This is a genomic window from Phreatobacter sp., assembly GCF_016793595.1.
Taxonomy (GTDB): Bacteria; Pseudomonadota; Alphaproteobacteria; order Rhizobiales; family Phreatobacteraceae; genus Phreatobacter.
Genome location: NZ_JAEULY010000013.1, coordinates 94,514 through 120,769, shown reverse-complemented (window position 1 = coordinate 120,769; position 26,256 = coordinate 94,514). Strand labels below are relative to the sequence as shown.

General features: G+C 66.6%; 28 protein-coding genes and 1 tRNA gene. 21 read left to right on the top strand and 8 right to left on the bottom strand.

Annotation, left to right across the window (positions count from 1 at the left end; translation table 11 throughout):
- Nucleotides 1–143: 143 nt before the first annotated feature.
- The 3 genes from JNK84_RS14295 to JNK84_RS14285 all read right to left on the bottom strand — a co-directional run bounded on the left by JNK84_RS14295 (nucleotide 144) and on the right by JNK84_RS14285 (nucleotide 4,012).
- The gene (locus JNK84_RS14295; RefSeq protein ID WP_293425066.1) at nucleotides 144–452 is read right to left on the bottom strand and encodes a GNAT family N-acetyltransferase; all 309 of its coding nucleotides are present in this window, start codon (nucleotides 450–452) and stop codon (nucleotides 144–146) included.
- A 134-nt stretch (nucleotides 453–586) separates the two neighbouring features.
- Nucleotides 587–3,283, bottom strand: coding sequence for a bifunctional acetate--CoA ligase family protein/GNAT family N-acetyltransferase (locus JNK84_RS14290; protein ID WP_293425065.1), 2,697 nt, complete (start codon nucleotides 3,281–3,283; stop codon nucleotides 587–589).
- A 114-nt stretch (nucleotides 3,284–3,397) separates the two neighbouring features.
- A complete protein-coding gene (locus JNK84_RS14285) occupies nucleotides 3,398–4,012 on the bottom strand; it encodes a chloramphenicol acetyltransferase (protein WP_293425064.1) in 615 nt (204 codons plus the stop codon).
- Between the two features lie 242 nt (nucleotides 4,013–4,254).
- Here JNK84_RS14285 and phnC point away from each other — a divergent pair, with 242 nt between their 5' ends.
- Genes phnC through phnE (JNK84_RS14265) form a run of 4 tightly spaced genes read left to right on the top strand, consistent with a single transcriptional unit; the run spans nucleotide 4,255 to nucleotide 7,844 of the window.
- Nucleotides 4,255–5,067 carry a phosphonate ABC transporter ATP-binding protein gene (gene phnC, locus JNK84_RS14280; RefSeq protein WP_293425063.1) on the top strand — a complete coding sequence of 271 codons (813 nt, stop codon included), beginning with the start codon at nucleotides 4,255–4,257 and terminating at the stop codon, nucleotides 5,065–5,067.
- A gap of 28 nt (nucleotides 5,068–5,095) precedes the next feature.
- The gene (gene phnD / locus JNK84_RS14275) at nucleotides 5,096–6,013 is read left to right on the top strand and encodes a phosphonate ABC transporter substrate-binding protein (RefSeq protein WP_293425062.1); all 918 of its coding nucleotides are present in this window, start codon (nucleotides 5,096–5,098) and stop codon (nucleotides 6,011–6,013) included.
- Between the two features lie 59 nt (nucleotides 6,014–6,072).
- The gene (gene phnE / locus JNK84_RS14270; protein ID WP_293425061.1) at nucleotides 6,073–6,969 is read left to right on the top strand and encodes a phosphonate ABC transporter, permease protein PhnE; all 897 of its coding nucleotides are present in this window, start codon (nucleotides 6,073–6,075) and stop codon (nucleotides 6,967–6,969) included.
- Nucleotides 6,966–7,844, top strand: a complete 879-nt coding sequence (gene phnE, locus JNK84_RS14265; RefSeq protein ID WP_293425060.1) for a phosphonate ABC transporter, permease protein PhnE — start codon at nucleotides 6,966–6,968, stop codon at nucleotides 7,842–7,844. Before phnE (JNK84_RS14270) ends, phnE (JNK84_RS14265) begins: the two co-directional genes overlap by 4 nt.
- Here phnE (JNK84_RS14265) and phnF read toward each other — a convergent pair whose 3' ends face one another.
- Nucleotides 7,845–8,564, bottom strand: a complete 720-nt coding sequence (gene phnF / locus JNK84_RS14260; protein ID WP_293425059.1) for a phosphonate metabolism transcriptional regulator PhnF — start codon at nucleotides 8,562–8,564, stop codon at nucleotides 7,845–7,847. It abuts the gene before it with no gap.
- Nucleotides 8,565–8,695: 131 nt separating this feature from the next.
- Between phnF and phnG the strand changes: the two genes are divergently transcribed.
- From phnG to JNK84_RS14215, 9 genes are all read left to right on the top strand, one after another.
- Nucleotides 8,696–9,157 (top strand): phosphonate C-P lyase system protein PhnG, encoded by a 462-nt coding sequence (gene phnG, locus JNK84_RS14255; RefSeq protein ID WP_293425058.1) that lies wholly within the window; start codon nucleotides 8,696–8,698, stop codon nucleotides 9,155–9,157.
- Nucleotides 9,157–9,747 (top strand): phosphonate C-P lyase system protein PhnH, encoded by a 591-nt coding sequence (gene phnH / locus JNK84_RS14250; protein WP_293425057.1) that lies wholly within the window; start codon nucleotides 9,157–9,159, stop codon nucleotides 9,745–9,747. Before phnG ends, phnH begins: the two co-directional genes overlap by 1 nt.
- A gap of 3 nt (nucleotides 9,748–9,750) precedes the next feature.
- On the top strand, nucleotides 9,751–10,869 hold the full coding sequence (locus JNK84_RS14245) for a carbon-phosphorus lyase complex subunit PhnI (protein WP_293425056.1): 1,119 nt from the start codon (nucleotides 9,751–9,753) through the stop codon (nucleotides 10,867–10,869).
- Between the two features lie 5 nt (nucleotides 10,870–10,874).
- Nucleotides 10,875–11,780 carry an alpha-D-ribose 1-methylphosphonate 5-phosphate C-P-lyase PhnJ gene (locus tag JNK84_RS14240; RefSeq protein ID WP_293425055.1) on the top strand — a complete coding sequence of 302 codons (906 nt, stop codon included), beginning with the start codon at nucleotides 10,875–10,877 and terminating at the stop codon, nucleotides 11,778–11,780.
- Entirely contained in the window at nucleotides 11,777–12,553 is a 777-nt protein-coding gene (gene phnK / locus JNK84_RS14235) for a phosphonate C-P lyase system protein PhnK (protein WP_293425054.1), read from the top strand. The genes JNK84_RS14240 and phnK overlap by 4 nt, the downstream gene beginning before the upstream one ends.
- Before the next feature lie 8 nt (nucleotides 12,554–12,561).
- Entirely contained in the window at nucleotides 12,562–13,284 is a 723-nt protein-coding gene (gene phnL / locus JNK84_RS14230) for a phosphonate C-P lyase system protein PhnL (RefSeq protein ID WP_293425053.1), read from the top strand.
- A gap of 20 nt (nucleotides 13,285–13,304) precedes the next feature.
- Nucleotides 13,305–14,471: an alpha-D-ribose 1-methylphosphonate 5-triphosphate diphosphatase gene (locus JNK84_RS14225; protein WP_293425052.1), complete on the top strand. Its 1,167-nt coding sequence runs from the start codon at nucleotides 13,305–13,307 to the stop codon at nucleotides 14,469–14,471.
- Between the two features lies 1 nt (nucleotide 14,472).
- Nucleotides 14,473–15,069, top strand: coding sequence for a phosphonate metabolism protein/1,5-bisphosphokinase (PRPP-forming) PhnN (gene phnN, locus JNK84_RS14220; RefSeq protein ID WP_293425051.1), 597 nt, complete (start codon nucleotides 14,473–14,475; stop codon nucleotides 15,067–15,069).
- 68 nt (nucleotides 15,070–15,137) lie between these two features.
- Nucleotides 15,138–15,866 (top strand): FkbM family methyltransferase, encoded by a 729-nt coding sequence (locus JNK84_RS14215; protein WP_293425050.1) that lies wholly within the window; start codon nucleotides 15,138–15,140, stop codon nucleotides 15,864–15,866.
- An 18-nt stretch (nucleotides 15,867–15,884) separates the two neighbouring features.
- On the opposite strand, the gene JNK84_RS14210 is transcribed toward JNK84_RS14215, so the two are convergent.
- Both JNK84_RS14210 and JNK84_RS14205 read right to left on the bottom strand, forming a co-directional pair.
- Nucleotides 15,885–16,175: a DUF1330 domain-containing protein gene (locus JNK84_RS14210; RefSeq protein WP_293425049.1), complete on the bottom strand. Its 291-nt coding sequence runs from the start codon at nucleotides 16,173–16,175 to the stop codon at nucleotides 15,885–15,887.
- A gap of 153 nt (nucleotides 16,176–16,328) precedes the next feature.
- A complete protein-coding gene (locus JNK84_RS14205; RefSeq protein ID WP_293425048.1) occupies nucleotides 16,329–17,666 on the bottom strand; it encodes an esterase-like activity of phytase family protein in 1,338 nt (445 codons plus the stop codon).
- Nucleotides 17,667–17,857: 191 nt separating this feature from the next.
- On the opposite strand from JNK84_RS14205, the gene JNK84_RS14200 reads away from it, so the two are divergent.
- From JNK84_RS14200 to JNK84_RS14190, 3 genes are all read left to right on the top strand, one after another.
- Nucleotides 17,858–19,249: an FAD-dependent oxidoreductase gene (locus JNK84_RS14200; RefSeq protein WP_293425047.1), complete on the top strand. Its 1,392-nt coding sequence runs from the start codon at nucleotides 17,858–17,860 to the stop codon at nucleotides 19,247–19,249.
- 75 nt (nucleotides 19,250–19,324) lie between these two features.
- The gene (locus tag JNK84_RS14195) at nucleotides 19,325–20,803 is read left to right on the top strand and encodes a sensor histidine kinase (protein ID WP_293425070.1); all 1,479 of its coding nucleotides are present in this window, start codon (nucleotides 19,325–19,327) and stop codon (nucleotides 20,801–20,803) included.
- Between the two features lie 195 nt (nucleotides 20,804–20,998).
- Nucleotides 20,999–21,075, top strand: a tRNA-Arg gene (locus tag JNK84_RS14190).
- Nucleotides 21,076–21,085: 10 nt separating this feature from the next.
- On the opposite strand, the gene JNK84_RS14185 is transcribed toward JNK84_RS14190, so the two are convergent.
- Nucleotides 21,086–22,171 (bottom strand): tyrosine-type recombinase/integrase, encoded by a 1,086-nt coding sequence (locus tag JNK84_RS14185; protein ID WP_293425046.1) that lies wholly within the window; start codon nucleotides 22,169–22,171, stop codon nucleotides 21,086–21,088.
- A 199-nt stretch (nucleotides 22,172–22,370) separates the two neighbouring features.
- Nucleotides 22,371–22,988 (bottom strand): hypothetical protein, encoded by a 618-nt coding sequence (locus JNK84_RS14180; protein ID WP_293425045.1) that lies wholly within the window; start codon nucleotides 22,986–22,988, stop codon nucleotides 22,371–22,373.
- A 362-nt stretch (nucleotides 22,989–23,350) separates the two neighbouring features.
- On the opposite strand from JNK84_RS14180, the gene JNK84_RS23490 reads away from it, so the two are divergent.
- The 5 genes from JNK84_RS23490 to JNK84_RS14155 all read left to right on the top strand — a co-directional run bounded on the left by JNK84_RS23490 (nucleotide 23,351) and on the right by JNK84_RS14155 (nucleotide 26,252).
- A complete protein-coding gene (locus JNK84_RS23490) occupies nucleotides 23,351–23,743 on the top strand; it encodes a helix-turn-helix transcriptional regulator (protein WP_367272352.1) in 393 nt (130 codons plus the stop codon).
- Nucleotides 23,744–23,978: 235 nt separating this feature from the next.
- Nucleotides 23,979–24,878: an AbiTii domain-containing protein gene (locus JNK84_RS14170; RefSeq protein WP_293425044.1), complete on the top strand. Its 900-nt coding sequence runs from the start codon at nucleotides 23,979–23,981 to the stop codon at nucleotides 24,876–24,878.
- Between the two features lie 4 nt (nucleotides 24,879–24,882).
- Nucleotides 24,883–25,470, top strand: a complete 588-nt coding sequence (locus tag JNK84_RS14165) for a hypothetical protein (RefSeq protein WP_293425043.1) — start codon at nucleotides 24,883–24,885, stop codon at nucleotides 25,468–25,470.
- Nucleotides 25,471–25,637: 167 nt separating this feature from the next.
- Entirely contained in the window at nucleotides 25,638–25,862 is a 225-nt protein-coding gene (locus JNK84_RS14160; protein WP_293425042.1) for an AbrB/MazE/SpoVT family DNA-binding domain-containing protein, read from the top strand.
- Nucleotides 25,863–26,252 (top strand): type II toxin-antitoxin system death-on-curing family toxin, encoded by a 390-nt coding sequence (locus JNK84_RS14155; protein WP_293425041.1) that lies wholly within the window; start codon nucleotides 25,863–25,865, stop codon nucleotides 26,250–26,252.
- The last annotated feature ends 4 nt before the right edge of the window (nucleotides 26,253–26,256 follow it).

Below are 26,256 nucleotides of genomic sequence, written 5' to 3'. Positions count from 1 at the left end.
CACCCACACCGCGCTCGCCACCCTCGGCGTCGAGGCCCGCTTCCGCCAGGGCCTCAATGCCTCCCTCGCCCTCGACGGCGAACTCGGCGACCGCCACCGATCCATCAGGGGAAGCGTCGCGCTCAGGCAGAGCTGGTAGGGGCTCAGAGCCCCAGCGCGGTCTTGTACGAGGGGTGCAGGAGGTCGCGGTCCTCCGGGTGCTTGCCGAACCACGCGGCGAAGAACGGGCAGACCGGCATCACCTTCAGGTCGCGATCGCGGGCCGCCTGCAAGCCTGCCTTGATCAGCGCCGAGCCGATGCCACGCCCGCCGAGCGCCTCCGGCACTTCGGTGTGCGTGAACATGATCGCGCCGCGGATCAGCCGATACTCGGCGAAGGCCGTGTGACCGTCCACCACGGCCTGGAACTGCTGCGCTTGCGGATTATCGACGACGGTGATCTCGGCGCTCATGGCAGGTACTCCCTTGCAGGACAGGCGGACTTCCGCGAATAGCCGAAAACATAGCATCGAGCGTAACGCTATGGACAACTTTTCCAGCAAAGGCAGGCGCAATCTGGGTTTGCGCGAACGCCTATCCCCACCTGTCAGGCGAGTTCCAGCACCACCTTGCGCAGGCCGGGATCGTCCGGGTCGGGGCCTTCGCGGAAGCCGAGCTGGCGGGCAAGCGTCAGCATGCCGCGGTTTTCGGCCAGCACCTGCCCGTAGATGCGCTTGGTACCGTGGCCACGGCCGTATTCGATGATCATCCGCATCAGCATGCCGCCGAGGCCGCGCCCCTGCATGTCGCTGCGCACGAATACGGCATATTCGGCATTCTCGTTGTCGGGGTCGGCATGGAGACGCACCGCGCCGAGCAGGTCGCCGGTCTCGATGTCGAGCGCCACAAGCACCATCGACCGCGCATAGTCGATCTGGGTCAGGCGGGCGACGAAGGCGTGGCTGAAATCCTTGATCGGCGTGAAGAAGCGCTGGCGGATATCGTTGGGATCAACCCGCTGGAGGAAGGCGCGGAACAGCTCCTCGTCCTCCGGTCGCACGGGACGGACGCGGAAGCGGAAGCCGTTCTCGATCTCCGCCTCGCGCTCCCACTCCTTCGGATAGGGCCGGATCGCGAAGCGCGGATGGCCGCCGCGCACGAGGCCCTTCGCGCGCGGCGCTCCAACGCCGATCCGCGCATCCAGAGCGACGATCCCGCTGGCATCCGCGAGTAGCGGATTGATGTCGATTTCCGCGACCTGCGGCAGGTCGGCGGCGAGCTGCGACAGCCGCACGAGGATCTCCGCGACCTTGGCCGTATCCACCGGCGGCACGTCGCGATAGCCGGCCATCTGCTTGGAAATCCGGGTTCTCGCGATCATGTCGCGGGCGATCCGCATGTCCAGCGGCGGCAGCGCCAGCGCGCGGTCCTTGATCAGTTCCACCGCCTTGCCGCCGCGCCCGAACAGCATGACCGAGCCGAAAGTGGGGTCGTCGGCGAGGCCGACGATCAGCTCGATGGCGCCCGGCCGGTGCACCATCGGCTGCACCATGACGCCGTCGATCCGCGCCTTCGGCACCAGCCTCTGGACACGCTCCAGCATCTCGGCGACCGCCGCCTCCACCGCCCCTCGCGTGGCGAGGCCAAGGCGCACGCCGCCGACATCCGACTTGTGGGTGATATCCGGCGACAGGATCTTCACGGCGATGGCTTGGCCCCCATTCAGGAAGGTTTCAGCGAAATCGCCGGCCTCACGCGGTGTGCGCGCCGCCCCGATCGGCACCGTCGGAATGCCGTAGGCGGTGAGGATGCGGTCGACCAGCAGCGGGTCGAGCCAGCGCTTGTTCGCCTTCACCGCGGCGTCCAGTTCGGTGCGCAACGCGGCGAGACCGGCGGGCGGCACGATCTCGTGATTCTCCGGCGTCTCCATCAGCGCATCCTGCGCGCGCCGGTAGCGCACCAGATGCATGAAGCCGCGCACCGCCTCCGACTCGGTCGGATAGCTCGGCAGCCCCGCGCGCGCGAAGATGCCGGTCGCCTCCTCTTGGTCGCCGAGCCAGACCGAGAAGACCGGCTTGGCGCGTCCGCCCTTCGCCTTCTGGTCGGTCACGACCCCGGCCACCGCCTCGGCCGCATCGCGGCTCGACAGCAGCGCGGTCGGGCAGTTCATCACCAGAACCGCGTCGTTCTCGCGATCCTCCAGCGCCGCCTGCATCGCCGCCGCATAGCGCTCGGCATCCGCGTCGCCGATAATGTCGATGGGATTGCCGCCCGACCACGTCGCGGGCATGGAACGGTCCAGCTTCTCTCTGGCCGCTTCGCCGAGCCGTGCCAGCTTGCCGCCATGATCCATCAGCGCGTCGACCGCGAGCACACCGAGACCTCCGCCATTGGTGACGACACTCAGCCGGTCGCCCGAGAACGAGGGATAGCGCGACAGGGTCTCCGCCGCTGCGATCAGTTCGTCGAGATCGTTGACCCGGACAAGCCCGGACCGCGCGAAGGCGGCCGCATACACGTCGTCAGCCCCGGCCAGCGCGCCGGTATGCGATTTCGCAGCATTGGCCGCCGCCATGCTCCGTCCTGATTTCAGCACGATCACCGGCTTGGAGCGCGAAGCCGCCCGGGCCGAGGCCATGAACTTCCGGACGTCGCGGATCGCCTCGATATAGACGAGAATGGCGCGCGTCCGGTAATCGGCCGCGAAATAGTCGAGGCAGTCGCCGGTATCGACGTCGAGCTGGTCACCGAGCGTCACCACGCCGGAAAAGCCGATATGGCGCACCTCCGCCCATTCGAGCAGCGCCGCCGCGATGGCGCCCGACTGCGAGATGAAGGCGAGCGAGCCCGGCCGCGTCCGCCGCGAGGAGAAGCTCGCATCGACTCCGCCATGCGGCGCGATGACGCCGAAGCAGTTCGGCCCGACGAGACGGATCGCCCGTTCGCGAACGGCGTCGGAAAGGCGGCCCGCGGCCTTCTCGTAGCCCTGCCGCTCCAGCGCTGAGATCACCACGGCCGATGGCACGCCGATCCGGGCGGCTTCATCGACGAGGCCGGGAATCGCCGCGCCGGGCGTCGCGAGCACGGCAAGGTCCGGAACCTCGGGAAGCTCGGACAGGCTCGCATGGGCGGTGAGTCCGGCCACCGTCCGGTGCTTCGGATTGACGGGATAGAGCGTGCCGGAGAACCCCGCGCGCGTCATGTTCGCCATCAGGGCCTGCCCCATGGAGCGCGGCCGGTCCGTTGCGCCGACAATGGCGACCGAACGCGGAGCGAAGAAGCGGTCGAGGCGGTAGAGCGACATGGCTGCGGGGTCTCCGTCGTGCCGTGGGCAGAGGCCGGGCGGCAATCTAGAGGCAGGGCGGCGCAACCGGAAGACACGGTGGCGCGCAATGTCGTCGCGGGCCTGTCGGCCGGCTTAAGCCTCGTGCTTCTCCAGAAACGCCTCGATCCCGAGGTTCCTGAAATCCGGCAGCGCCTGCCGCAGCCGCTCGTGATCCCAGTCCCACCACGCGAGAGCCATCAGCCGCTCGGCGATATCAACCTCGAATCGCATGCGGATCACCTGCGCGGGGCTGCCGGCAACGATCGCATAGGGCGGCACGTCCTTCGTCACGATGGCGCCGGCGGCGACCACCGCGCCCGTGCCGACGCTGTTGCCGGCCAGCACGACGCCGCCATGGCCGATCCAGACATCGTGGCCGACGGTCACCCAATGCGTGCGGCGCCAGTCGAAGAACTCCGTCTCGTCCGCCTCTCCCTCCCAGTATTTCGAGGCGCGGTACTGGAAATGCGCCTGGCTCGCCCGGCTCATCGGATGGTTGCCGGGATTGATCCGCGTATAGGCCGCGATGGAGGCGAACTTGCCGATGGTCGCCATGTCGAACTGCGCGCCCTGCGCCACGTAGGAATAATCGTCCATCGTGACTTCGGTGATGACCGAATGGGCGCCGACCTCGGTATAGGCGCCGAGCCGCGAGCGCGTGACGCGCGCGGTCGGGTGGATCGATGGTTCGAGGCCGAGTTTGCTCATGGTCGGTGCATCCCGCTCGCCGCGCGAGCCGCTTTCCGGCCCGTCGCGCAGGCATGTGTCGCTGGCGCGTGCAGATGACATTGGAGTGACGAATTCATGACAGTCGACAAGTATTCCGCAGCGCCGATGATCTCATCCTAAGCATAAAGCCACGTCACAAAAATGTAATTCGACTGCCCTAGAGCCGGAGACAACCGAAATTCGAAGACCTTTGCCGGCATATCGACGGCAGGAGCGCGCAGATGCTGACGATCGACGGAATATCGCGACGCTTCGGCGACAAGACCGCTGTGTCCGACGTTTCGCTCGAGATCGGAACCGGCGCCTTCGTTGGGATCATCGGCCGCTCCGGGGCCGGCAAGTCGACGCTCCTGCGCATGATCAACCGCCTGCAGGAGCCGTCTTCCGGCCGCATCCGGTTCGAGGGTCGCGACGTCACCGCCCTCTCGGGCGCGGGGCTGCGCGACTGGCGCCAGTCCTGCGCCATGATCTTCCAGCAGTTCAACCTGATCGGCCGCCTCGACGTGCTGACCAACGTGCTGATGGGCCGGCTCAACCATGTCGGGCAGGGCCGCGCGCTCCTGAAGATGTGGTCGGCCGAGGACAAGGCCATCGCCCTCTCCGCGCTCGAACAGTTCGACATCGCCCAGCTCGCCGCCCAGCGCGCCGAGAGCCTGTCCGGCGGACAACAGCAGCGCGTCGCCATCGCCCGCGCGCTCGTGCAGGAGCCGCGCCTGATCCTCGCCGACGAGCCGATCGCCTCGCTCGACCCGCGCAACACCAAGGTTGTCATGGACGCCCTGCAGCGGATCAACCGCCACTTCGGCATCACCGTGATCTGCAACCTCCATTCGCTCGACCTCGCCAGGACCTATTGCGACCGCCTCGTCGGCATGGCCCAGGGCCGCGTGGTCTTCGACGGCGCGCCCGAGGCTCTGACCGACGCCGCCGCGCGCGAGCTCTACGGCATCGAGGCCGGCGACGTCATCGACAGCCATGCCCCGCTTCCCGCCCCCGCGGCTGCTTATGCCGAGGCCCTGCTGGCCTCCGCCTGATCACCCATCCCTCTTCAGGAGACCATCCATGTTCGACCGCCGCCAGATCATCGCCGGCCTTGCCGGCCTGCCCTTCGCTGCTACCACCGCTGCCGCTCAGGTCAACTGGCAGACGCGCTATCCGGAACTCGTCCTCGCCGTCATCCCGGCCGAGAACGCCTCGGGCGTCACCGAGCGCTTCGGCCCGTTCAACGACTACCTGTCGAAGGAGCTCGGCGTGAAGGTCACGCTGCGCATCGCCAACGACTATGCCGCCGTGATCGAGGGCCAGCGCGCCGGCCAGATCCACGTCGCCCAGTACGGCCCGGCCTCCTACGTCCGCGCCCACACCGTCACCAATGGCGGCGTCGAACCCTTCGTGACGACCGTCAATTCCGACGGCTCGCGCGGCTATTTCTCGGTGCTCTACGTGAAGGCATCGAGCCCGATCCAGTCGATCCAGGATCTGCGGGCCAAGAACCTCTGCCTCGTCGACCCCAACTCCACCTCCGGCAACAACGTGCCGCGCTTCGCCATGAACCGCATGGGCATCGCCAATCCCGACCAGCATTTCGGCCGCGTCGTCTATGCCGGCAGCCACGAGAACGCAGTGACGGCCGTTCAGCAGGGCACCTGCGACGCAGCCTTCAACTGGTGGAACTCCGAGACCGACTCCAACCTGACCCGCATGGTCGCCAAGAACATGGTCAAGGCCGAGGACTTCCGCATCATCTTCAAGTCGGACGAGATCGTGAACTCGCCCTATGCCTGGCTCACCGCCATGCCCGCCGAGGCGAAGGCCGCCATCCTGAAGGCCTTCATGGAAGCGCCGACCAAGGCCAAGGCCGCCTTCGACCGCCTCTCCGACGGCAAGGACCGCGGCTTCCACCCGGTCACGCACAAGGACTACGAGACCATCGTCGAGTTGCAGAAATTCGTCGACCAGCTCCGCCGCGCGCGTTCGTGACATCGACCGGCAACAGCAACGGGACGGCGGCAGCGCCGTCCCGTTCGCATGAGGCGACCATGCCGAGCACCGTCACCCGCCTGCCCGACCATCAGCTCGATGCGCTCGCGCGCGCCTATGGCGAGGCGGTGTCTCAGAAGCGTCGACAGCTCTTGATCGGCCTTGCGCTTTTCGTCGCCGCGACCATCGTCGCCGGCATCGTCGCGGAGGTGAGGCCAGCCACCTTCGTCGCCAATATCTGGCGCTTCACCGACTATATCGGCCGCATCTTCACCCTCGACAACGGCCCGAATACCGGCCGTCCGGTCTTCACCGACATCGCGGAATGGATGTGGGGCCTCGACAAGTGGCTGAAGCTGATGTGGGAGACGCTGCTGATCGCCTATGTCGGCACGCTGCTGGGCGGCATCGGCGCCTTCGCCTTCTGCTTCCTCTCAGCGCGCAACCTCGCGCCCACGCGCTGGGCTGGCATCGCCGCCAAGCGCTATCTCGAATTCTGCCGCACGGTGCCGGAGATCGTCTTCGCGCTGATTTTCGTGGTCGCCTTCGGTCTCGGGCCGGTGCCAGGCGTTCTCGCCATCGCCATCCACACATTCGGCGCGCTCGGCAAGCAATTCGCCGAGGTCGCCGAGAACATCGACATGAAGCCGGTCGACGGCCTGACCGCGACCGGCGCGACCTGGGTCGAGACCATGCGCTTCGCCGTGGTGCCGCAGGTCCTCTCCAACTTCGCCAGCTATGCGCTGCTGCGCTTCGAGATCAACGTGCGCGGCGCGGCGGTGATGGGTTTCGTCGGTGCCGGCGGCATAGGCCAGGATCTGGTCGAAGCGATCCGCAAGTTCTACTACGCCGACGTTTCCGCCATCCTCGTCCTGATCATTCTCACCGTCATGGTCATCGACCTCGGCACGGAGCGGCTCCGCCACCGTTTCCTCAGCATGAGCACACGCTCATGAGCGCCGCCGCCATGCATCCGGTCCGCGCGCAGGCCCTTGCCGACCGGGTCGCGCTGGAGGCGCGCCACCCCGACATCTTCCGCCCTTCTCCATGGGCGCGCGCCAGGGCCCTTATGGTGGTCGGCGCGCTCGCGTCCCTGCTCGTCTATGGGCTCTGGGTGCTCGAATTCTCGCCGCTGAGGATGATCGTCGGGCTCGGCCGGCTCGGCGAATTCATGGTGCACATGATCCCGCCCTCGACCGGCACCTGGACGAAGTTCTGGATCTACCTGCACGCTCTCGCCGAAACCGTCGCCATCGCCTTCCTCGGCGTCTTCACCGCCGCCGCGCTCGCCCTGCCGCTCGGCTTCCTTGCCGCGAAGAACGTCGTGCCCAACGCGGTCATCCATTTCCTGTCCCGCCGCATGCTCGACACGGTGCGCGGGGTCGACGAGCTGATCTGGGCACTGATCTGGGTGTCGGTGGTCGGGCTCGGTCCCTTCGCGGGCGTGCTCGCGCTGGTGTGCGCGAATGTCGGCGCCTTCGGAAAATTATTCTCCGAGGCCATCGAGGCGGCCGACCGCAAGGCTGTCGAGGGCATCGCCTCCACCGGCGGCGCGAAACTCCATGCGGTGCGCTTCGGCCTCCTGCCACAGGTCCTGCCGGTCATGGCCGCACAGGTGCTCTACTACTTCGAGAGCAATACCCGCTCGGCCACGATCATCGGCATCGTCGGCGCCGGCGGCATCGGCCTGCATCTCGCCGAGCAAATCCGCGTGCTGGAATATCAGCACGTCTCGGCGCTGATCCTGATGATCCTCGTCACCGTGGCCGTGATCGACATGGTCTCGACACGCCTGCGCTTCGCCCTGATCGGCGACCGCGGAGCGCGCTAGTCAGCCGCCCACGGTCAGCCGCACGCGATCCGCGGAGAAGTGCGAGCGCGCCCACTGGATCGGCACGCCGTCACGGTCGACATTGACGCTCTCGATCACGAGTACGGGCCGCCCCTCGGCGATCTCCAGCCGCCCGGCATCGGTCCGGTCGGCGACCGCCGCGCCGATCCGCGTCACGGCGCGCCGATAGTCCGGCACCCCGCAGGCGGCGAGAGCCGCGGTGATCGAGCCGGTCGCGCCATAGACCTCGGGCACGCGCGCGAAGCGCGGCAGCGGGAACGCCGCCGTCGACCACGAGATCGGCACGCTGTCGGCGAAATGCGCGCTCTCGATCATCACCACGAGCGCGCCCGGCGGCAGGTCCAGCGCCTCGGCGATCTCCGCACTCGCACCCACCTGCCGATGGCTGATCACCTTGCCGGCGGGATCGCGGGCCTGTCCCACCACGATTTCCGAAAAACGCGTGCGCACGCCGATCGGATAGGCGAGCGGCTTGGCCTCGACATAGGTGCCCGAGCCCTGCGCGACCCGCACCAGCCCCTTGTCGACCAGCGACTTCACCGCCTGCCGGACGGTGTGCCGGTTGACGCCGAATCGCAGCGACAGCGCGGTCTCGGTCGGCAGGCGCGCGCCGGGCGGCAGGCCGCCACCGGCAATCTCCGCCTCGATCGCCTCGGCGATCTGCCGCCAGACGGTCACCCCCCGGCCCCGCGCGAGCATCGCTTCTCCCGTCATCCGCCTGTCACGGCCTCCGTCGATAGGTCTCCTGCTGCTCTATCGCCAACCGGCAGGTCTTGTCAGCCCGTCCCGGTTGTCATAAAACCGTAATCGTCTAGATGAATATACCAATCATGACGAACGCTCCACCCGAAACCAGTCCGGCCAAAGCCGACCGCCAAGTCTTCATGGCCCTCGCGGCACGGGCGACGGCCGCCGAACTCGCCCCGCTGGAAGCCCTCGCAGGCCCCGGCATCAGAATGTTGCGTGCGCCGGAGATCGGCCTCGTCATGGTTCGCGGGCGCATCGGCGGTGACGGCGCGCCGTTCAATCTCGGCGAGGCCACGGTGACCCGCGCCGCCGTGTCGCTCGCAACGGGCGAGACGGGCTTCGGCCATGTCCTCGGTCGCGACCGCGACAAGGCGCGCCTCGCGGCGCTGGCCGACGCGCTCTGGCAGGCGCCGTCGACGCGCGAGGCGGCGGAAAACGTGTTCGCGCCGGTCCGTGCCCGCCTCGCGGCCGAAGCCACCCTCGCAAAGACGCGCGCCGCCGCGACCCGCGTCGACTTCTTCACCATGGTCAGGGGAGACAATTGATGGCCGTCGCCCTCGCCTTTGCCGACCCGGTTCATGAAGCACAGCGCGCCTTCCGCGCGGTGATGAACGCGCTCGCCCGCCCCGGCGCGGTCCTGCCGGTCGCATGTCTTGCCGATGCTCCTGCGCCGCTCTCGCCGGTCGCCGCCGCCGTCGCGCTGACGCTCGCCGACTACGAGACGTCGCTGTTCCTCGACGCGCCGCTGGCGGTCAACGCGGACGTTGCGCGCTACATCGCCTTCCACACCGGAGCCCGGATCGCAGCGGCACCGTCGCAGGCGAGCTTCGCTATCATCGCCGATCCCGTGTCAGTACCGGACTTCGCCGACTTCGCCCTCGGCACCGACACCTATCCCGACCGCTCGACCACACTGATCCTGCAGGTGGAGAGCCTGACGGCCGGGCCGGCGCTGACGCTGACCGGTCCCGGCATCAAGGGCGAAACCACTCTCGCCGCCTCCGGCCTGCCTGCCGACATCGTGACGCGTCTCGCAGCCAATCACGCACTGTTCCCGCGCGGCGTCGACCTGATCCTCGCCGGCCCCGACGCAGTGGCCGCCCTGCCCCGCACCACCCGCATCCGGAGCGCCTGACCCATGTATGTGGCGGTGAAAGGCGGCGAGCGCGCCATCGACAATGCCCACCGGCTGCTGGCGACCAAGCGGCGCGGCGACCCCGCCGTGCCGGAGGTCGCGCCCGCGCAGGTCCGCGAACAGCTCACCCTCGCTGTTGACCGGGTGATGACCGAGGGCTCGCTCTATGATCGCGACCTCGCGGCGCTCGCCATCAAGCAGGCGCGCGGCGATCTGGTCGAGGCCGCCTTCCTCGTTCGCGCCTTTCGCACCACCCTGCCGCGCTTCGGCGCGAGCGAGCCGGTCGACACGGGCGCGATGCTGGTTGCCCGCCGCGTCTCCGCCGCCTTCAAGGACATTCCGGGCGGGCAGGTGCTGGGTCCGACCTTCGACTACACCCATCGCCTGATCGACTTCCTGCTGGAGGCGGGCGCCGATATCCCCGATCCGGCGACGGCTCCGGCCGACGATACGCCGATGCCGCGCGTCACCGACCTGCTCGGCAATGACGACCTGATCGAGCGCAATCCGCCGGGCGATCCCGACGCCCCCGTCGGCGACCTCACCCGCGAACCGCTCGACCTGCCGGCCGACCGCGACCTGCGCCTGCAAAACCTCGCGCGCGGCGATGAGGGCTTCCTGCTGGCGCTCGGCTACTCGACCCAGCGTGGCTTCGGTCGCACCCATCCTTTCGCCGGCGAGATCAGGCTCGGCGAGGTGGAGTTGGAATTCGTCGCGGAGGATGCCGGCTTCGCCGTGCCGCTCGGCACGATCGAACTGACCGAGTGCCAGATGATCAACCAGTTCAAGGGCTCGGCCACCGAGCCGCCGCGCTTCACCCGCGGCTACGGCCTCGCCTTCGGCCATTGCGAGCGGCGGACCATGGCCATGGCGCTGGTCGACCGCTCCCTTCGCGCCCGCGAGCTCGGCGAGGAGGCCAAGGCCCCGGCGCAGGACGAGGAATTCGTGCTGATGCACTCCGACAATGTGCAGGCGACCGGCTTCGTCGAGCACCTCAAGCTGCCGCATTACGTCGATTTCCAGGCCGAACTCGCGCTGATCCGGCAGATGCGCCGGGAAATCGCGGAACGGCAGAACCCCGCTGGCAACGATCGCCAAGCCCTGCCGGAGGCCGCGGAATGACTGCCATGACCACAACCACCACCCAGCCCGCCGCCTACAACTTCGCCTATCTCGACGAGCAGACGAAGCGGATGATCCGCCGCGCCATCCTGAAGGCCATTGCCATTCCCGGCTATCAGGTGCCTTTCGCCTCGCGCGAAATGCCCATGCCCTACGGCTGGGGCACGGGGGGCGTGCAGGTCACCGCCGCGATCCTCGGCGCTGACGACCGCCTGAAGGTGATCGATCAGGGCGCCGACGACACGACCAACGCCGTCTCGATCCGCAAGTTCTTCGAGAAGACCTCGGGCGTGGAGACGACGACCCGAACCGCCGACGCGACCATCATCCAGACTCGCCACCGCATCCCCGAAAAGGCGCTGACCGGGAATCAGGTCCTCGTCTATCAGGTGCCGATCCCCGAGCCGCTGCGCTTCCTCGAACCGCGCGAGACCGAGACGCGCGTCATGCACGCGCTGGAGGATTACGGCCTCATGCATGTGAAGCTCTACGAGGACATCGCCACCCACGGCCATATCGCCACCACCTACGCCTATCCGGTGAAGGTGGAAGGCCGCTATGTGATGGACCCTTCGCCGACGCCGAAATTCGACAATCCGAAGATGGACGACTGCGCCGCGCTGCAATTGTTCGGCGCCGGCCGCGAGAAGCGCATCTATGCGGTGCCGCCGCATACGTCCGTCGTGTCGCTCGACTTCGAGGACCATCCCTTCGAGGCGACCAAGTTCGACCATGCCTGCGCGCTCTGTGGCGCGACGCACACCTATCTCGACGAGGTGATCACCGACGATGCCGGCGGCCGCATGTTCGTCTGCTCGGACACCGACCATTGCGAGGAGCGCCGGGCCGAGGGCCATCGCGGCGACCTGCTGGGCGAGGCGCCGGCCGCGATTGCGGGGAGCGCGGCATGATCGACCAGCCCCTTCTCACCGCCGAAGCCGTCACAAAATTCTACGGTTCCCGTCTCGGCTGCCGCGATATCGGCTTCGAGCTCTATGCCGGCGAAGTGCTGGCCGTGGTCGGTGAATCCGGCTCCGGCAAGTCGACGCTGCTGAAGCTACTCTCCGGCCAGTTGGAGCCGACCGACGGCCGCGTCCTCTATCGCATGCGCGACGGCGTCACCCGCGACATCCTCGCGCTCACCGAGGCCGAGCGGCGCTTCCTGTTTCGTACCGACTGGGGCTTCGTCCACCAGCATGCCGAACTCGGGCTGCGTATGGGCGTTTCGGCGGGCGCCAATGTCGGCGAGCGGCTGATGGCAGTCGGTTGGCGGCACTACGGCCGCATCCGCGACGAGGCCGAGACCTGGCTGGAGCGTGTCGAGATCGACCGCACCCGCATCGACGATCGGCCCACCGCCTATTCCGGCGGCATGCGCCAGCGCCTGCAGATCGCCCGAAACCTTGTGACCTCGCCGCGCCTCGTTTTCATGGACGAGCCGACCGGCGGCCTCGATGTCTCCGTGCAGGCGCGCCTGCTCGATCTCATGCGCGGCCTCGTCACCGATCTCGGCCTCGCGGCCATCGTCGTCACCCACGATCTCGCCGTGGCGCGGCTCTTGTCCCACCGCATTCTCGTGATGAAGGACGGTCGCGCCATCGAGACCGGCCTCACCGACCAGGTACTGGACGATCCGCGCGAGCCCTATACGCAGCTCCTCGTCTCCTCGATCCTGCAGCCGTGAGAGGACCAATGACAAAGCCTGTCCTCGCCCAGCCGGCCCTCGCGATCGACAATCTCGCCAAGAGCTTCACCATGCACCTGCAGGGCGGGCTCGCCATTCCCGTCGTCGAGGGCATCACGCTTGATGTCGCGGCCGGTGAATGCGTGGTGCTCGGCGGCCCCTCGGGCGCAGGCAAGTCGTCGATCCTGAAGATGATCTACGGCAATTACCGCACCGATGCCGGCGCGATCCGCGTCGTCGCCAAGGGCGGCGGGATCGTCGATGTCGCAACCGCCGAGCCGCGGCGCATGCTGAGCCTGCGCCGCACCACCATCGGCTATGTCTCGCAGTTCCTGCGCGTCATCCCGCGCGTGCCCGCGCTCGCAGTGGTCATCGAGGCCGCCACCGCCTTCGGCATCGCAGCCGATGAGGCCGAGGGGCGCGCGCGCAGGCTGCTGACGCTGCTCAATGTGCCGGAGCGGCTGTGGTCGCTTCCCCCCGCCACCTTTTCCGGCGGCGAGCAGCAGCGGGTCAACATCGCGCGCGGCTTCATCGCCGACCACCCGATCCTGCTGCTGGACGAGCCGACCGCTTCCCTCGACGCGAAGAATCGCGCAGCGGTGGTCGAACTGATCGAAACCAAGAAACGAAACCGCACGGCCATCGTCGGCATCTTCCACGACGACGACGTGCGCGAGCGTGTCGCGACCCGCATCGTCGACGTGACCCGCTTCGCCTCCCGCGCCGCATGACGCGCGACTGAAGGACCCCCATGACCGCCCGCCCCGAACACGCCGATTTCGGCTCCATCAGGCTCTTTTCCCGCCATGTGATCCTCGCCGACCGCGAGGTCGCCGCAACCGTCGTGATCGAGGACGGCATGATCACGGCCATCGATGAAGGCGCGCAGCGCGCCGACGCCATCGACATCGGCGACGACCTCTTGATCCCCGGCCTCGTGGAACTGCACACGGACCACCTGGAGCCGCACTACCAGCCGCGCCCGAAGGTGCACTGGGACCCGCTCTCGGCCGTCTTCGCCTATGACGCGCAGATCGCCTCGTCCGGCATCACCACCGTCTTCGACAGCCTGCGCATCGGCTCGGACGACGACCGCCCGACGACGGCGGACGGCCTCTTGGATCTCTCGGAAGCCATCGAGAAGGCCAAGGATACGGGATTGCTGCGCGCCGACCATCACACGCATCTGCGCTGCGAGATTCCATCGCGCGGCGTGGTCGAGGAGGCGCAGGATTATCTCGGCCGCTTCGACGTGCGCCTGATGTCGCTGATGGACCACACGCCCGGCCAGCGTCAGTTCCGCGACGAGGAAAAGCTGCGCACCTATTATCGCGGCAAGACCGGATTGTCCGAGAAGGACCTCGATCAGCTCTTCGCCAACCGCCGTGCCCGCGCCGACGAGATCGGCGAGCCGAACAAGCGCGGCCTCGTGGCCCTGGCCCACAAGGCCGGCATCGCGCTGGCGAGCCACGACGACACGCTGGAGGACCATGTCGCCGAATCCGTCGCCGACCGGGTCTCCATCGCCGAGTTCCCGACCACGGTGGAAGCTGCGCGCGCTTCGCACGCTGCCGGCATCTCCGTGCTGATGGGCGCGCCCAACGTGGTGCGCGGCGGCTCGCATTCCGGCAACGTCTCGGCGGTGGAACTCGCCGAGGCCGGCGTGCTCGATATCCTCTCCTCCGACTACGTGCCGATCAGCCTCATCCAGGGCGCCTTCGGCCTGCGCGACGTGCCGGCCATGGGCGGCCTGCCCGGCGCGCTGCGCACTGTCACCCTGACGCCCGCGATCGCGACCGGCATGACCGACAGGGGCGAGATCGCGGTCGGCAAGCGCGGCGACCTCGTGCGCGTCGCCATGGTCGGCGCGCAACCGGTCGTCCGGCAGGTCTGGCGCACCGGCACGCGGATCGCCTGACATGAGCGAGGCCGGCGCATCGACGGTGCCAGCCGCCATCGGGCCAGGGCGGCTGATCCTCGTGGTCGGCCCGAGCGGCGCCGGCAAGGACACGCTCATCGGCCATGTGCGCCAGCGGCTGGCAGGCGACGAGGCCTACCTGTTCCCGCGCCGCATCGTCACCCGGCCGCCTTCGCCGGCCGAGGACAATGTCGAGGCGGATGCCGAGACTTTCGCGGCGATCGCGAAGGCGGGCGGCTTCGCGCTGGCATGGTCCGCGCACGGCCATAGCTACGGCATCCCGGCGGCCATCGACCATGCGCTGCACGAAGGCCGCACCGTGCTGTCCAATGTCTCGCGCGAGATCGTCGCCGCCGCGCGGCGGCGCTACGCCGACGTCACCGTCATCGAGATCACCGCCCCCGCCGACGTGCTGCGCGCGCGCATTGCCGGCCGGTCGCGGGCCAGTGACGGCGACGCATCGAGCCGAGCGGACAGACGTGTCACGGCGCCGGTCGAACCCGACGTGGTGATCGTCAATGATACGGATGTCGAGGGCGCTGCGAGCCGCCTGCTCGCGGTCGTCACCGCCCCGGCGGGCAGGCGCATCGCATCCTGATACCGGCGCGGCCATTGCGCGCCATCGCGATCATGGGTCAGATGGCGCCCCGCAAAGGAGCCTGCCCCGTGAATAGCTTCATCGCCCGCATTCCCATGTCCCTCGTCTGCCCCGAACCGATGCTGGGCGCGATCCAGCACGTGCTGGAGGGCGAATACGAGGCCGGCTACGACGGCACGGGGCTCGACATCCTCGACATCGGCGCCAATGTCGGCTCCTTCGCGCTCTGGGCCTCGGCGCGCTGGCCGGACAGCCGCGTGCGATCCTTCGAGCCACATCCCGGCACTTTCGAATTCCTCAAGCAGAATACCAGCGGTCGGAGCGACATCGCCATCGTCAACGCGGCGCTGTTTCCGGGCGGTGCGACCAGGGCGACCTTCCGCAGCCGCTTCGCGGGCGATGGCGAATCCGGCCTTGCCGCCTATGCCGGCGACACCTTCGTCGAGGACGCGCTGGTCGAGACCTACGAGGTCGACGTGGTCGATCCGGGGAGCCTGCCCTCTCCGGACATCGTGAAGCTCGACATCGAGGGCGGCGAAGGCGAGGTGCTCGCCCATCTCGACCTGTCGAGGACCTCGCTGATCCTGCTGGAGTTCCAGAACCGCAAGAACCGCGAGCAGATCCGCACGACGCTGGCGACCGATTTCGACATGCTCCACGACGAGGAATATCCGTGGGACGACCTGCTCGGCTACAAAGGCTACCGGCAGGATCTCAAGGGCGATGCCTGGGGCCGCATCTTCGCCGTGCGGAAGAATGTCAGCCGCATGACGAAGCGCGATACCGCCGCCTCGTAGAGCGCCGTCGGACGCGGCTCACGCGCCTTCAACGATCCGGATGTCGCGCTCCGCTCCGCCGGCCAGCGCAGCGAAAGCAGCCTGATATGCCGGGCTGTCGTGCGCCGCCTTGGCATGCTCCACCGAGTCGAACTCGATGACCACGGTGCGCTGCTGAAGTCCTGCCTCGTAGGTGTGGGCAGGCATTCCCCGCACGATGAAGCGTCCGCCGGCGGCAAGGATCGCCGGGCCCGCGAGCGCGGCGTAGGCAGCCAGCGCATCAGGATTGGAGACCGAACGATAGGTGGCGACCCAATAGGCTTTGGCCATCGTCTTCAAACCCTCCGCTTGGCTCTCGCCACTATACGGAAGTTTTGGCGAGACGTCAGGCCGAGGCGCCGGTCGCCGCACGCGTGACCCCTCCAGCCCAATAGAAAAGCCCGGTCCAAGGGACCGGGCTTTTCCGTGACGTGTTGCCGACTATCAGCGGGCGCGCAGGAACTCGGACACGCGCAGCAGCACCATCTCGTTGCCGTCGGCCTTGTTCGGGTCGCGGCTGGAGGAGAACGGCAGGTTGTTGTCATTGCCGACGATGATGTGGTCGGCATCGACGATGTCGACGTTCTCGATGGTGAAGAACGGGAACTGGAAGTGCCCGCCCGACAGCGGCACGCGCGAGCGGTTGTTCGGATCGCGAATCTTCAGGAGGTCGATGAAACCGATCTTGCGGACGGGGCCGCCGGCATTGGCGTCGGTCATCTCGATCTTCCAGACGCGCTTGATGCGCGGCAGGGCGTGGAAGCAGTTCTCGGCGCGCTGGCCGGCCGGGCAGGCACGCTCGGGCACGCCCTCATTGTCGTCGCGCTCGATGATCAGGCCGGTCGTGGCGTTGATCATGTTGAAGTCGCCGATCGACAGGCCGTTGGCGTCGAGCACGTACTTCCAGTGGCGGCCGGTGTAACGGCCGGCCTGCACGTCGAATTCCAGGATGCGCAAGTACTCGCGGCCGTCGACCTGCTCCAGGCCGCGCGTGGCGGGATCATAGAGCGCGCCTTCCAGCAGCGGGTAGAGGAAGCGGCCATCCGGCGAGGCGGCCATGCCCTCGAAGCCCTTGGAGCGGCGGACACGGAACTCGACGGCGCCGCCCGGCGCGTTCGGCGTCGTCACGGCCGGATGATCGGGCGAGCGCACGACCTGGCCATCGACCACGGTCTCGAAGATCGCCTCGATCTTGCCGGTCATGTCGGCGCGGATCAGATAGGGACCGAACTCCTCGCCGATCCAGATCTTGTCGCCGATGATCTGGAAGCTCTCGGTGTCGAGATCGGCACCGGTCAGGTAGCGGCGCTCGGTGCCCTCATGGACGATGCGGAACGGCAGTTTCTTGTCCGGGTCGGACAGGAACACCGTCTGGAGGCGCTCGAACGTGCCCTTCTCGAAATCGATGCGGTAGCGGTTCAAGAACAGCATGGCGTCGGGCGAGTTGCGCTTATTGCCGAAGCCGTTGTCCGTGAGGATCCAGTAGCTGCCGTCCGCCATGCGCCTGATGCCGGAATGGCCCTGCACCGGCTGGCCGCGGAACGGCAGGGAAATGCCGGTCGGACGGCCGGCGGAGCGGCCCATGACCGTGCCGATGCCGTCGGTGCGCGCGGCTTCCGTGAACTTGCCGGAAATCTGCAGGTCGGCGGGAGCATCGGCCGGCGGCGCGATCAGCGTTTCCGCCGGCAGGATGGCATGGCCGGCGAGCGTCGCCGGAAATTCGGCGTCGGCGAGAGCGGGACTTGCGGCAATCAGGGCTGCCGCGACGAGGAGAGCGCGCATGATGGTGCTTCCGTGAGTGAGAACGAACGCCCGTTCCCTGCGGGACCAGCATGACGCCGGCGTCTCGTTCCCGTGACGGCCCGGTGACAATGCACCGGGCGGGTGCGTCCCTTCGCCGCCTGTCATGCGCTGCCGCTCTCGACACCGCGCATATGGAAACGGAATAGTGCAACCGGTACGGGAGGGGCCGGGTGAGCGATCGTCTGTCAGTCGATGTCTGCGTGATCGGGGACGAGCCCGGCGGCATTGTCGTGGCCAGCGCCTGTGCGCTCGCCGCTGTTCCTGTCGCCGTCGTGACGGACCGGACCGCCCGGCACTCGTTCGCGACGGAGCTCGCCGCCTTCGCCGCGGCGGCCCAGGGCAGGATCGCATCGGCTCTCGACGGGGCGGGGCGGCCGGATTTCGGCGGCGCCATCGCCCATGTCCGCCGCATCCGCGCCCATCTCGCGGCGGAGCGGTCTCCCGCCCGCCTCGCCGCGCTCGGCATCCGGGTACTCGACGGACCCGCCAGCTTCCTGTCAGCGCGCGCGCTCGATGTCGGCGGCACGACGGTCGAGGCGCGGCGCTTCGTTCTGGCGACCGGTTCGCGCGCCACCCTGCCCGCCATTGTCGGCCTCGACCCCGCCATGGCGCTGACCACGGATACCGTCTTCGACCTTGCCGATCGCCCGTCGCGGATCGCCATTGTCGGCGGCGGAAGCGAGGGAACCGCCCTCGCCCAGGCCTTCCGGCGCTTCGACGCGGAGGTGATCCTGTTCGAACAGGGCACGATCCTCGCCGAACAGGACCCCGAGCTCGCGCTCGCCGTGCGCCAGCGGATCGATGCCGCCGGCATCGCCGTGCATGAGCATACCAGCCTGACCCGCATCGAAGGCACATCAGGCGACCTGAGGGTCAGCGCACGAAGGAACGGCGAGGACGGCATGCTCGCCGTCTCGCATCTCCTGTTCGTCACCGGGCGGCAGGCGGCCGTGGAGGGCCTTGATCTCGGCAAGGCGGGGGCCGCTGCGACGCCGGGGCGCGTGGAAGCGGATGCCGGACTCATGACCGCCAACCGGCGGGTCTTCGCGCTCGGCCGCGCCAGAGCGCCCGAGGCCCCCGACGAGGTTTCGGCCTGGCACGGTGCGCTGGTGGCGCAGAACTGCCTGCTCCGCCGGCCGGTCAGGCTGCCGGCCGCCGCCATTGCCAGCAGCACGCAGACCGAGCCGCAAATCGCCAGCGTCGGGCTTTCCGGCCCCTCCGACCGCCATCGCCGGTCGGGCATCCGCGTCCTGCGCTGGCCACTGTCCGAAACAGCCTCCGGGGTCGCCACAGGACGCACATCGGGCCATATCAGGCTGATCGTCTCGGGAAAGGGGCAGGTTCTCGGCTGCGCCATCGCCGCACCCGATGCCGGCGACCTGATCGCCCCGTTCGCGCTTGCCGTGGGCAAGGGCCTTCACGTCCAGGATCTTGCTGCCATGATATTGCCCCATCCATCGCTTTCGGATGTGGGCAAACGGGCAGCGGGAAGCTATCTGCTGGCCAGTTTGTCGAATCCGCGGATCAGGCGCATCATCGGCCTGTTCCGCCGCCTCGGCTGACACAACCCCAGTAGAGTGCGTCCCACCGGGGACTAGATGGCCGATCGTACGTCCAACAATGGTTCTTCCCCCGCGATGGATGCCGCGCAGCGCCGGGCGCTGGACGAGGCGGCTCCCGTTCCCTCGCGCGGTGTCGGCCTCTCCGGCAAACTGCTGATCCTGACGGTCCTGTTCGTCCTCGTCGCCGAAATCCTGATCTACGTTCCCGCTGTCGCGAACTTCCGCAATACCTGGCTCGACGACCGCATCGCGGCCGGCCGGACAGCCGCGCTCGTCCTGGAGGCGGCCCCGAGCGGCATGGTGCCCGAGGCGCTCGTGCGCGAGTTGCTCGACAGCGCCGGCGCGCAGGCCGTGGCGCTCAAGACCGGCCCGGCCCGGCGCCTGCTCGCCGCTTCGGAGGAGATGCCGCAGGTCGATGTGACCATCGACATGCGCGACCAGACCCTGTTCCGCTCCATTCCCGAGGCCTTCGCGACCTTGTTCGCGCGCGAGGGCCGCACGATGCGCGTCATGGGCAATGCCCGGCGCGCTGGCGACTTCGTCGAGATCGTGATGGACGAGACGCCGCTCAGGCGCGCCATGGCCGGCTTCTCCAAGGCCATCCTCGCCGTCTCGCTGTTCATCTCGGCGCTGACGGCGGGGCTGGTCTATCTGACGCTGCATCTCTTGTTCGTCAGGCCGATGCGGCGCCTCACCGACACGATGATCGCCTTCCGCGGGAACCCCGAGGACCTGAGCCACGCGGTCGTGCCGACCGGGCGCAAGGACGAGATCGGCCTCGCCGAATACGAGCTGCAGTCGATGCAGCATTCGCTCCACGACATGCTGGCCCAGAAGTCGCGCCTCGCGGCCCTCGGCCTCGCCGTCTCCAAGATCAATCACGACCTGCGCAACCTGCTGGCCTCCGCCCAGCTTTTCTCGGACAGACTGGCGAACGTGCCCGACCCGACCGTGCAGAAATTCGCGCCCAAGATGATCCAGGCTCTCGACCGCGCCATCGCCTTCTGCCAGGCGACGCTCTCCTACGGGCGCGCGCACGAGGCCGCCCCCCAGCGCCGCATGGTCGATCTGTCGGCGCTTGCCGACGAGGTTCGCGACACGATGGGTCTCGGCCTGGATGCGCGGATCGCCTTCATCAACGCGGTCGAGCGCGACGTGATGGTCGACGCCGACACCGACCAGCTGTTCCGCGTGCTGCTCAACCTCGTCCGCAATGCCCATCAGGCGCTCGAGGCGCGCGCGCCGAACGATCCCGGCCGCGACCAGATTCGCATCGTCGGCCGGCGCGAGGGAGCCGTCGCGGTGATCGAGGTGTCCGATACCGGACCGGGCGTGCCGGACCGGGCGCGCCAGCACCTCTTCGAGGCCTTCCAGAGCTCGACACGGCCCGGCGGCAGCGGCCTTGGCCTCGCCATCGCCTCGGAACTGATCCGCGCTCATGGCGGCTCGGTGGCCCTTGCCGACGGCACGCTGGGCGCGACCTTCCGAATCGCGATTCCAGACCGCCCCATCGATCTCGCGGCCATCCGCAAGCAGCAGCGCAGGCGCGCCTGACGCCCGCCGCCCGGCGGTGGCTGCCGCCGCCTGTGTCCGCCGCGACCTCGCGACATCAACGGGATGCGCGGTTCGCGGAATGCGGGTTCACAGGACAATTGCGCGAGGTCGCCGGCGGCACTTGCAATGTGATCCGAAACAGCGTATCCGACCGCCTCCATTCGGCAGGCGCCTGGCGCACAGCCGAAGCGGCGCGCGCCCGTAGCTCAGCTGGATAGAGCACCAGACTACGAATCTGGGGGTCAGAGGTTCGAATCCTTTCGGGCGCGCCATTCTTTTCAATCACTTAGCGTCTCCCTTTGCGGGCTTCGGGTTCCTGGTTTGCAGACGGTTTGCAAACTTGGTGCTCTTTGCGTTCTCGAAGAGGGTCACGGCCTCGCCCGCGAGAACGCGGGTGCGGGCAAGGTACTTGTCGAGGATCGCCGTCACGGTCTTGAGTGAGTGGCCGGTAATGGCGGCGATCTGAGGCGTGGTGCAGCCGGCCTCCGCGAGCATGGTTACGGCGGTCCCCCGAAGGTCGTGGAAGTGCAGATGCGCGATGTTCGCCTTCTTTGACGCTGCCTCCCATTGCGCCTTGAAGTAGCGGGGCTTCCACGGCCGGTTCGTCTTTGTGGCGAGAACGACGGCCGCGTTGCGTTCGAGGCCATCCAGCATCTTCCGCAGTGCCTTGGTGCAGGGGATTTCTACCTTGCGGCCGGTCTTCCCTTGCCGAAGGGAGATCAGCGAGCCGTCATAGTTGCCCCAGGCGAGGCGTAGAAGGTCGCCCTGCCGCTGGCCGGTGTGCAGAGCGAGAATGAGCGCACGCTGCAGCTCGACCGGCGCCACGGCCATGAAGGCGTGGATGTGCTCGGGTAACCAAATCAGGTCTGAACGATCGACGCTGTGCAGGCGACGAAAGCCCGCGATGTGATTGCTAAAGACCTGCCCGTTCTCCTTCGCCCAGGTCAGCATCGCGGATATGACGCTTAGGCGGTTGTCGGCCTCCCGCTCGCCCGACGCCTTGGCGATCGTGCCGCGCCAGGACATGAAATCCTGGCGCACACGGGGATCTTCCATAGCAGCGAGCGGCATATCGCCGAACTTCAGTTCGGCCTTGGAGAGCATGCGCTTGTATTCTCGCTGCGTGCTCTCTCGCAGTTTCCCGAACTCAGGCGACAACGTGTAGTCGCGCACCAGACCGTTGAACGTGCCGGCGAGACGATCGAGCATGGACTTTTCGGCGTCGGCATAATCGCGCAGGAACTCGGGCGAACCCGGCTTGCCGCTCAAGGGGCGGCCAGTAGCACGGTGGTAGTGGTAAAGGCGCACGGTGCCATCGGCGAGGCGCTTTCGCACCGGGTTGATACCCTGAAGTCTAGCCCGAACCATGCTCGCGCCTCCAAGTATCCAGCGCGTCCTTATCGGCCCCTCTCGACGCTTCACCCGGAGCACCGAACATAAGCACCGGACCCTCTTTCGTGGTCTTGACACCTGCAATCCGTTCCAGCGTCACGCCAGCGGCTAACGCGCCCTTAATGAGACGAGTTACGTCGGCTTGTGTGAACGCGGGAGAGCGACGTGCCATCGCTCAGTCCGCGTGTCCGATAGCCTTGAGGCGATCCACTGAGACGCGGCAGGCACGCGATAGATTGACGGTCGTGACCGAGATTCCCGGAACCTGGTAGTTGCGCCATGCCGAGTGCTCCCGCTTGCTCACCGGCGTGAGTACAAGCGACCCGAGATCGAACGGCAGAGGTGCGGCGAGATCAATCGCGTTGGCGGACAAGAGCTTGGAGCGATCGTGATTCAGCCGCCCGAACAGCACTGGAGCATGACCGGTCCAGGGCGCGGAAAAGGTCATCAATGTGCCTTCGCGAATCGTAAGGATCGCGTCGCTCGCCTCGTCGACCAAGTATTCGGCATCGGCATCAGCCGGGCACATAGCGATCACCGTGTGCGAAACGCGCAAGCCCAAGCCTAGGGCATGAACGGCAGCGATCCGAGACATGCGAAGGACGGTGGAACGGGCCCACTGGCGGACGACGCCTTTGCCCCCGATCGTAGGACGCACCGCGCCCCATTCGATGAGCAGGCGCACTCGCCTTTCATCGAGCTCGGTGGCGGCGCGCAAAGCGCCGTCACCGAATAGCTGTTTGCCAGCCTCGTTGAGGCCACGGGTTTCGTCTCGGCGTGATTTGGTGCTCATGAGCACAGTATGCCAGCGAGCCGGCAAACACGTCAATGCCAGCGTGCTGGCATACTGCGACATCGCCTGTGATTGCTAGGCCGCGATCTGCACCGGCACGGCGCGAGGAGTGAGAATGGCGTCGATCGCTTCTGCCCGTGCCGCCATGTCAGGGCGGCCGAGAGCCCTTGCCCCAAACCAGGCCCCGAGCCAGTGACCGCCATAAGACGCCTCGCCCTCTGAATACCGGTCGACCCAACAAAACCGACCGTCGAGGAGTTCATACCGGCCAGGGCCATTCCAGGTTTGACAAGTCATGACAGTCTCCTTTGCTAGGGCTTTAGCTACATGCTAAACATTGCGCACCATGCGCAATATCGCGCATGAAGTCAACTTTATGCGCAACGTTGGGCAAAATGTCGATTTCGCCTTCTCAATGTCGAGCCGCTCGCGGATTGGTCGACATGGACCAAGCCGCCCTGGCGAAGGCGGCAAATGTCTCGCGCAACACAATTGTGGATTTCGAGAAGGCACGGCGGACACCTAATCCGAACAACCTCTTGGCGATCCAATCAGCCCTCGAAGCGGCCGGTGTCGAGTTCACGAACGGCGGCCAGCCTGGCGTGCGGACGAAGGCCGGCGTAAGTGGCCAAGTTGGCGACACAGGCGAGCCAGTCGAAGCGGACCGCACGATCCGGACCGTCGTCGCAGTCCACGACATGCCGCCGACGAAGCCCGTGAAAGTCGTGGTGCGGAAGGTCCGCACAGAGGATTGACGACCGCCCCCGGATCAGTGATTTTCAGCAAATCGCGCGAGCCGGTTTTCTCGACCAGCGCCAGAGCTGTAGTCCGCCTTAGGGCAATGACACGAGCCAGAGCCGAACGAGGCCGCGAAGCAAACCCCGCCTACGCGGGGTTTTGCTTTTCAGTCGGCAGTTGCGCAGATTGCAGCAGAACATCCGGAGAGCCCCGCCCCTAGTCCACGCGGGCCATCCGAACGGGATTTTGAATATGCCGAGTCTGATCGAAGAAATTCAGCAAGGTGCAATCGATCAGAATGTCCGCGTAGATACGTTGCTGCGCCAAATGAAGCTTGCGGCAGTCAAACTTAAGATGGATCAGATCGAAGAATGGGTTTCAAAGGAGCTAGAGGGATACAAGAAGGATGACCTTCCCGAGTATCGAATCCTTCATGGAACGTCGCGCGCTTGGAACCCATATCGTGGCTGGATACCTATAGTAATTGCGAACCCGAAGGTCTCGCGCGCGGTCTCAACAGTTCATTGTAGCCAAGCTATCGGAACGATTATCGACCTAGTGGAACAGAAGGACGCAAACTCGTTCCACTATCCCATGTCTGACTACACAAAAAACGCACTGAATAAGAACTCCGAGGTAGCCTGGTCTGAAATGGTTGTCGAAGTCGCGCGAGGCAGCCTCATCGGAATTGTAGATAAGGTACGAGACAAGGCGTTGGATTGGGCTGCTTCCATGGAGCGAGAAGGCATCATTGGTAACGGGATAAGTTTCTCGGCAAGGGAAAAAGCAATTGCAGCGGAGGCGCGCGTGACCAACATCAACATCGGCACAATCGGCAGCCTGACGGGATCAATCGGAAACGAAAACACGATCGGCAATATCGCCGGCGGAAACATTGACCTTGCGCAATCGCGGCAGTTAGTTGGCAACGTGCTAAAATACTTGGATGATTTGGCTGCCGAAGGCGCTGATCGTACCGTTGTCGGTGGCGCCGCGGACGCAATCAGTTCCGAGCATGAGAAGGCCAGTCCCGATGAAAGCGCGCTGCGCAAGAACTGGGAGAAAATCCGCACCGCAATTCTCGGAGGGACGGGTGGGCTTCTTAGCGGTGCTGTAAAGGCTGCGATCGATTCCCTTATCGGCGCAGGCTGATTGGATGATCATCGTCCAATCACCGCCGCCGAAGCGTCGAACCTTCCTGGCAACCAAGCTGCCGTGGCTGGTGTTCACCGTCGTGGCCCTCGCAGCCACAGCCTTCGGTTTGAACTGGGCGCTGATTCAGGCACCGGTCGCCTCTCTCTTGGCACAAGACCCGCGCAATTCCAAGGTGACGACCTACGCCTACGCCCGCTGGGGCATCGACCCGTCCACGCTCGTCGTGGATCTGCGTTCGATCAGCGGCGAAGCGAGCATGACTGATGTCGCACGCGTGCTGATGCAGACCGCCAGTGCGCTTAGGTCGATGCAGTTCAGCCGCGTGCATCTCGCCTACCGCGGTCAGGCTAGGTTCATGATCGAAGGGGTCTATTTCCAGCAGCTCGGCCGAGATTACGGGACCGAGAACCCGCTCTATACGATCAGGACGATGCCGGAGAACGTCTACAATCTCGATGGCGCTCGCGTTTTCGACACATGGTCCGGCGGCCTGCTCGGCGTGATGGGCAAGCAGATGGAAGACGTCGGTTCCTTCCATCGCCGCTGGTATATGGACAGCATCATCGCAGAGGGGCGGCTGCGACCCTAGATGCGAACGCTGCAGATCGGTTGACAGAATGCGGCGGGGCGCAGGTGACCGCATCCTGAAGGACTGGCTCACGGGACACGGTTACCTGAAGCCCTGATTGACAATCCCGCCTTCCTCCCCCATGTTCTAACTGCTGTAATTACAGCGAGGCCAAGGAGGGCCGGAACATGGTTGCGCTCAAACTTACCCGGATCGGCAATTCCAAGGGTCTTGTCCTGCCGAAGGAACAGCTTGACCGCATGAACCTCGATATCGGGGACACGGTCTATCTGACCCAATCTCCCGGTGGCGCTCGGCTTACGCCATATCAGCCCGAGTTCGAGGCTCAGATGGAAGCCGCTCGCCGGATCATGAAGAAGCGCCGGAACGCACTTCGGGAGCTTGCGAAGTAAATGGACCTTCCTGTCTGGGTTCTCAAATCTGTTGTGCTGGCGCTGCATGAAGAGCAGTTGACCGAGCACGGTGGCTCGCCTGGCTTGCGGGACGAGGGCTTGTTGGATTCCGCTCTGGCAAGGCCGCAGAACCTGCTCGCCTATGGGAACCCAGACATCGCGGACATGGCCGCCGCCTATGCCTATGGCATCGCGCGGAACCATGCCTTTATCGATGGCAACAAGCGCGCTTCGCTGGTCGTCACCGAACTTTTTCTCGATCTGAACGGCTTCAGCCTGCAAATGACCGACGCCGAAGCTGTACTGCAATGGCTGGCCCTTGGCGAGGGCACAGTGACGGAGGAGGCGATGGCGGCATGGATACGCGCGCGCCTGTCGCCCGGCATTTGATCGG

Bases quoted from the DNA above. Each gene is read 5' to 3' on its own strand.
- JNK84_RS14295 (WP_293425066.1), bottom strand. From the start codon at position 452: ATGAGCGCCGAGATCACCGTCGTCGATAATCCGCAAGCGCAGCAGTTC.
- JNK84_RS14290 (WP_293425065.1), bottom strand. From the start codon at position 3,283: ATGTCGCTCTACCGCCTCGACCGCTTCTTCGCTCCGCGTTCGGTCGCC.
- JNK84_RS14285 (WP_293425064.1), bottom strand. From the start codon at position 4,012: ATGAGCAAACTCGGCCTCGAACCATCGATCCACCCGACCGCGCGCGTC.
- phnC (WP_293425063.1), top strand. From the start codon at position 4,255: ATGCTGACGATCGACGGAATATCGCGACGCTTCGGCGACAAGACCGCT.
- phnD (WP_293425062.1), top strand. From the start codon at position 5,096: ATGTTCGACCGCCGCCAGATCATCGCCGGCCTTGCCGGCCTGCCCTTC.
- phnE (WP_293425061.1), top strand. From the start codon at position 6,073: ATGCCGAGCACCGTCACCCGCCTGCCCGACCATCAGCTCGATGCGCTC.
- phnE (WP_293425060.1), top strand. From the start codon at position 6,966: ATGAGCGCCGCCGCCATGCATCCGGTCCGCGCGCAGGCCCTTGCCGAC.
- phnF (WP_293425059.1), bottom strand. From the start codon at position 8,564: ATGCTCGCGCGGGGCCGGGGGGTGACCGTCTGGCGGCAGATCGCCGAG.
- phnG (WP_293425058.1), top strand. From the start codon at position 8,696: ATGACGAACGCTCCACCCGAAACCAGTCCGGCCAAAGCCGACCGCCAA.
- phnH (WP_293425057.1), top strand. From the start codon at position 9,157: ATGGCCGTCGCCCTCGCCTTTGCCGACCCGGTTCATGAAGCACAGCGC.
- JNK84_RS14245 (WP_293425056.1), top strand. From the start codon at position 9,751: ATGTATGTGGCGGTGAAAGGCGGCGAGCGCGCCATCGACAATGCCCAC.
- JNK84_RS14240 (WP_293425055.1), top strand. From the start codon at position 10,875: ATGACCACAACCACCACCCAGCCCGCCGCCTACAACTTCGCCTATCTC.
- phnK (WP_293425054.1), top strand. From the start codon at position 11,777: ATGATCGACCAGCCCCTTCTCACCGCCGAAGCCGTCACAAAATTCTAC.
- phnL (WP_293425053.1), top strand. From the start codon at position 12,562: ATGACAAAGCCTGTCCTCGCCCAGCCGGCCCTCGCGATCGACAATCTC.
- JNK84_RS14225 (WP_293425052.1), top strand. From the start codon at position 13,305: ATGACCGCCCGCCCCGAACACGCCGATTTCGGCTCCATCAGGCTCTTT.
- phnN (WP_293425051.1), top strand. From the start codon at position 14,473: ATGAGCGAGGCCGGCGCATCGACGGTGCCAGCCGCCATCGGGCCAGGG.
- JNK84_RS14210 (WP_293425049.1), bottom strand. From the start codon at position 16,175: ATGGCCAAAGCCTATTGGGTCGCCACCTATCGTTCGGTCTCCAATCCT.
- JNK84_RS14205 (WP_293425048.1), bottom strand. From the start codon at position 17,666: ATGCGCGCTCTCCTCGTCGCGGCAGCCCTGATTGCCGCAAGTCCCGCT.
- JNK84_RS14195 (WP_293425070.1), top strand. From the start codon at position 19,325: ATGGATGCCGCGCAGCGCCGGGCGCTGGACGAGGCGGCTCCCGTTCCC.
- JNK84_RS14185 (WP_293425046.1), bottom strand. From the start codon at position 22,171: ATGGTTCGGGCTAGACTTCAGGGTATCAACCCGGTGCGAAAGCGCCTC.
- JNK84_RS14180 (WP_293425045.1), bottom strand. From the start codon at position 22,988: ATGAGCACCAAATCACGCCGAGACGAAACCCGTGGCCTCAACGAGGCT.
- JNK84_RS23490 (WP_367272352.1), top strand. From the start codon at position 23,351: ATGAAGTCAACTTTATGCGCAACGTTGGGCAAAATGTCGATTTCGCCT.
- JNK84_RS14170 (WP_293425044.1), top strand. From the start codon at position 23,979: ATGCCGAGTCTGATCGAAGAAATTCAGCAAGGTGCAATCGATCAGAAT.
- JNK84_RS14165 (WP_293425043.1), top strand. From the start codon at position 24,883: ATGATCATCGTCCAATCACCGCCGCCGAAGCGTCGAACCTTCCTGGCA.
- JNK84_RS14160 (WP_293425042.1), top strand. From the start codon at position 25,638: ATGGTTGCGCTCAAACTTACCCGGATCGGCAATTCCAAGGGTCTTGTC.
- JNK84_RS14155 (WP_293425041.1), top strand. From the start codon at position 25,863: ATGGACCTTCCTGTCTGGGTTCTCAAATCTGTTGTGCTGGCGCTGCAT.